1 protein-coding gene is annotated in these 5,678 nt (G+C 42.8%); it reads right to left on the reverse strand.

The features are described from left to right. Positions 1–111: 111 nt before the first annotated feature. Positions 112–5,678, reverse strand: a 5,567-nt coding sequence (locus AC5YD2_RS14590; RefSeq protein WP_496127025.1) for a BapA/Bap/LapF family large adhesin, incomplete at its 5' end; no start/stop codon positions are given.

Below are 5,678 nucleotides of genomic sequence, written 5' to 3' on the forward strand. Positions count from 1 at the left end.
AAAAATCATGATTGAAACTATTCTTTCATGCTCATCCATAATTTATTAATTTCTTGAGACGAAAAAAAGAGGATCCGAAGATCCTCTTTTTTAATTCACACTAGCAGACTATTAGTACAACAAGTGATTGTTGTTCAATAGATCTTGAAGTGTTGTATCTGTATTTTTCAAGGTAATAAGATCTGCTTTCGAGAAGTTAGTACCTGAACCATCACGGTCGATGCTGACTATAGTATCGTTACCTACTTTGTTCACTGAAACGTATTTGTCGATGTTTTGATCAGTTACGTCACCTTGTAACAATTTAGAGATATCGATCTTGTCATTGCTTTCAACTTTGAAATCAGTCCAAGTATCGTGACCATTACCACCAGTCTTGTCAGATGCATTCAATAGATTGAAGATAATCTTATCTGCACCTTCACCTAGCGCGACTGTGTCATTCGCAGCTGAAGAAACAAACGCTTTACCTAAATCGATTGTCAATGTTGCTGATTTCTCAACACCATTTGGAGCAACTAACTTGTACTCAAACTCAACATCTGCAGTTGTTGCATTCGCAGCAGGAGTAAATACATAGCTACCATCTTGATTCAAAACTAATTTACCAGCAGTAACACTGATTACATCACCCTTAGCAAGCTCGAAATTACCTGTGTTTGGATTCTTAACAAACAATTGGTCATCTTTACTTGCCAATTTATCAGCACCGAAACCAGTGTCATCAGTAATGACGTTACCAACTGCTTTGTTCACGCCTTCGGTCACAAGTTTATCGCTTGAAACTATCGCTTGAACATACGTGTAGATCATCGTTGAGTTCGAACCCCAATGGCTATAGTTAGCTTCTGAAGTTGTAAACACGACTTGCCATTGTTTAGACAACGCGCTATCTGCTTGGTACGACGTATTAAACAATGCAGTTCCTGCATATTTGTAACCGTTACCAATGACTGAACCAGATGCACCAGCGCCAGAAGCATTTACCCACTTACCAGAGCTATCTTTGTACTGAACTTGGTAACTGAACTTGTCACCAGTAATCGTCTGACTGCAAGCTAACGCAGACTTAATTGCAATCTTCGCAGTCGTACCTTCAGCCAATGTTTGAATCGCAAGTTTGCTTACGCCATCAACTTTCTTACCACTGTAATAAGCCGCAGAACAAGCAGAACCACATACTAGTGATTGAACACAGTCTTGAGCTTTCTCAACAACAGTTTGTGCAGAATTCACATCATCTGAAACAGATAAGTTAGTCGTTGCTGGTTTAGCTGGATCTGTAGGATCCCATGTTAAATCAATACCAGAATTCGTACCAATTTGAACAATTAAGTCAGCAGTCGTTGTCTTGCCATTAGCATCGGTGATTGTGTATTCAAACACTTCTGTCTTACCAATGTTCGTCAAGTCAGCGCTTGGCTTGTACACATAAGAACCATCAGCTTTGATAGTCAATGTGCCATGGTTACCATTAATAGTAACGCCAGCCTCGGTCACAGCTACACCATCAACATCAGTTAGCTTAGAAGTACCATCAAGTACATCGTTTGCTAATACATTGCCACTTGCATCAGTGATGTCAGAAACTTCAACTTTAAAGTTAGAGTCTACTTCACGAATAACGATGTCAGTTTCAACATAACCAAACTTGGTGATCGCACTCCAGCTTTCCATATCGATACGATATTTTCCAGCTTCAAGGTCATTTACTTTGACTTTTGCTTTTTCACCGAAGAAGCCAAGGAAATCAAACAAACCTGAATCAGTATTTGAAGCAACTTTTTCCCAAGTTCCTGTGCTCGGATTGTACTTAGACAGTACCAAGTTAACTTGATCAAAGATCGCTTTCAATGAACCTGTTTTGATCTGTAATTCGATATCAGCATGTTTACCCTTACCGATTTCGAAAGTAGTGCTACCACTATCACGACCAAGAACAAAGCCTAAAACACCAAATTTCCAGCTATAGCAAATTGCATTGTCAATGAAACGCTCAGTGACAGGGTGATCGTAGTCAATAAATGCTTGAGCTACATCATCAGCTGGGTTGTTGTGCGTCACATAAGGAGCAGTAACTAAAGTTGGACCTGAAGTACCACCAACGTCAGTCGCTGTTAATGTCACTTGCTGACCTTGGTCAATTGCTGGATTGAATTCAAACTTGAATGAACCAGTTGATTCATCAGCTTGAGTCGTCAGGATTTCACCATTCGGACCTTTATAAGTCACTGTAGAACCAGCTTGAGCAGTACCTTCAAGTACTGAACCATCTTCGTTGAACGCACCTGTAGGTGCATCTGGTGCAACGATATCAATAGTTACAGTATTTGAGTCACGCGATGAGTTACCCGCTTTATCTTTCGCTAAAGCTTGTACATCATATTTACCGTCAGCTAAATCAACATTAGTTGTGAAGCTCCAATGACCTGTAACAGGATCTACAGTTGCACTACCTCTGTCTACCAATGCGCCATTTTGAATAATAACGACATCTACAGTACCGCGTGGTTCAGAAGTTACACCAGTAATTGTCGGAGTCACATCATTTGTAGGTTCAGAATCGAAGATCTCTACAACTGGAAGGACTGTATCAATTTCAAATACTATCGAAACTGGTTGACTAGGGTTGCTGCTCAAGTCACGACCAACGGCTTCGATTTGATATACACCATCTTCCAGTGGATTCTGAACTGCATAAGACCAACGGTTACCATCAATGATAATAGCTGGACCACTTTCAATGAAGTTACCATCCGTATCACGAAGAATAACGACATCTACAGCTATCGCTCCATCCATCAACACACCCGTGAAGGTAGGCTGTTTATTTTTGACGAAGTACTGTGGTTCAGACGAAACTGCATTACCCACTAAATTCAATGCGTTGTTAAGTGCACTGCCAGATAATGAAGTCGCTTGGAAAGATACCACAACTGGCTCTTCCACAACTGGCTCTTCCACAACTGGTGCAGAGAATGCCATAGAAGCCATCATAGGTGCTGCAAATGTTTCAGTTGCATCTACAGATATTTCTGTAGCAATTTCTTCAATAACAGATGTACTTTCTTCCACAACTGGTGCAGAGAATGCCATGCGGGCCATCATTGGTGCAGCAAATGCTACTGTTTCATCAACAGGCTTCTCTGTAACAGTTTGTTCAACAACAGGCGTGTTTTCTTCCACAATCGGTGCAGAGAATGCCATACGAGCCATCATTGGAGCAGCCAACATTGCAGGTGCAATCGCAGGTTCTGCTACAGTCGCTGGCGCGCTGAAAGTATTCCACCAATCATCATCATCACCATTATCTGGTGGATCGATTGTGATCACAGGTGGTGTAATGTCAACCTCGAAGTTTTCAGATTTCGCTGTACCCACATTACCAGCTGCATCAGAAGGCACACCTGTAACAAGGTAGATATCTTCAGCCAATTTCACAGGTGGTACATAATTCCACTTGCCATCTTGCCCCACAGTGACTTGAATACCTTCCTCTTTATAACCGAACTTAGTACCAACAATCGTTAATGTTACTGTCGTACCTGGTTCACCAGTACCTGTAATCGGGTGCTGTTGATTATTCGTTGCATTATTTTGTGCATCACCAATTGGGTCAATCGTGATTTCTGGTGCTGTAGTATCAACAACTAAATCAACTGGACCTGTAGGCTGTTCATTACCAGCAGGGTCTTTCGCAGTTGCATCAACTGTATATTCGCCTTCTGGTAGCTCTTCTGTTGGTGTGTAAGTCCAAGAACCATCTGGATTAACAGTCGCAGTACCTTCAACAACTGGGTTTCCATCTTTATCTTTGATCACAACATCAACTGTTGAACCTGGCTCAGTCTTACCTGTTAACTCAGGAGTCGTATCGTTAGTTTCCACTGGTGGATCAATTGTGATCACTGGTGGCGTTGTATCGATCACTAACTCTTCTGCTGGAGCATCAGTTTCGTTACCTGCAGGATCTTTTGCAGTTGCTTCAATCGTGTATTCACCTTCTGGCAACTCTTCTGTTGGTGTGTAAGTCCAAGAACCATCTGGATTAACCGTCGCTGGACCTGTCGCTACTGGATTGCCATCTTTGTCTTTGATCACAACATCAACAGTCAAGCCTGGTTCTACCTGACCAGTCAACTCAGGAGTTGTATCGTTGGTTTCCACTGGTGGATCAATTGTGATCACTGGTGGAGTGGTATCAATCACTAACTCTTCTGCTGGAGCATCAGTTTCATTACCTGCAGGGTCTTTCGCAGTTGCTTCAACTGTGTATTCGCCTTCTGGTAATTCAGTCGTCGGAGTATAAGTCCAAGAACCGTCTGGATTAACCGTCGCTGGACCTGTCGCTACTGGATTGCCATCTTTGTCTTTAACAACAACATCGACAGTTGCACCTGGCTCAGTTTTACCTGTTAACTCAGGAGTCGTATCGTTAGTTTCCACTGGTGGATCAATTGTGATCACTGGTGGAGTGGTATCAATCACTAGCTCTTCTGGTGCAGCATCAGTTTCATTTCCTGCAGGATCTTTCGCAGTTGCTTCAACGGTGTACTCGCCTTCTGGTAATTCAGTCGTTGGTGTATAAGTCCAAGATCCATCTGGATTAACCGTTGCAGGACCTGTCGCTACTGGATTGCCATCTTTGTCTTTGATCACAACATCGACAGTCGAACCTGGCTCAGTTTTACCTGAAATTTCAGGAGTCGTGTCGTTGGTATCGTCAAGCGGATCAATTGAAACCACTGGGCCAGTTGTATCCACTTCGAAGCCTTCAGTTGCAGGTTCTGATGGGTTACCCTGATTGTCTTTCGCTACTGCTTCAACGGTGTACTCACCTTCTGGCAATGCTTCAGTTGGTGTGTATGACCAAGAACCATCTGGATTAACAGTTGCCGGACCTGTCGCTACTGGATTGCCATCTTTGTCTTTGATCACCACATCAACAGTCGAACCTGGCTCAGTTGTACCTGAAATTTCAGGAGTCGTGTCGTTGGTTTCATCAATCGGATCAATCGAGATTGCTGGACCACTAAAGTCTACAACGAAGTCTTCTTTAGCATCAGCTGTATTTCCAGCCTTGTCTGTCGCAACTGCAACAACATCTTGCTGACCTTCTGCTAGATCTTCAGATGGTGTGTAAGTCCAAGTACCATCTGGATTCACAGTTGCAGGACCAGTAACTACTTTACCATTTTCATCAGTAATGGTGATTTGTACTGTTGAACCTGGTTCAGTCGTACCCGTGATTTCTGGCGTTGCATCGTTTGTAAGATCAATTGGATCAATCGTTACATTTGTTGGTGCAGTCGTATCAATCACTAGATCAACTGGAGCATCAACAGTTGCTTCATTACCTGCAGGATCTTTCGCAGTTGCTTCAACTGTGTATTCGCCTTCTGGTAATTCAGTCGTCGGAGTATAAGTCCAAGAACCGTCTGGATTAACCGTCGCTGGACCTTGTGCTACAGGGTTACCATCTTTGTCTTTAACAACAACATCAACAGTTGCACCTGGCTCAGTTGTACCTGTTAACTCAGGAGTCGTATCGTTAGTTTCCACTGGTGGATCAATTGTGATCACTGGTGGAGTGGTATCAATCACCAATTCTTCTGGAGCAGCATCAGTTTCGTTACCTGCAGGATCTTTCGCAGTTGCTTCAACGGTGTACTCGCCTT

The sequence above is a fragment of the Acinetobacter sp. CY73 genome, assembly GCF_059515865.1.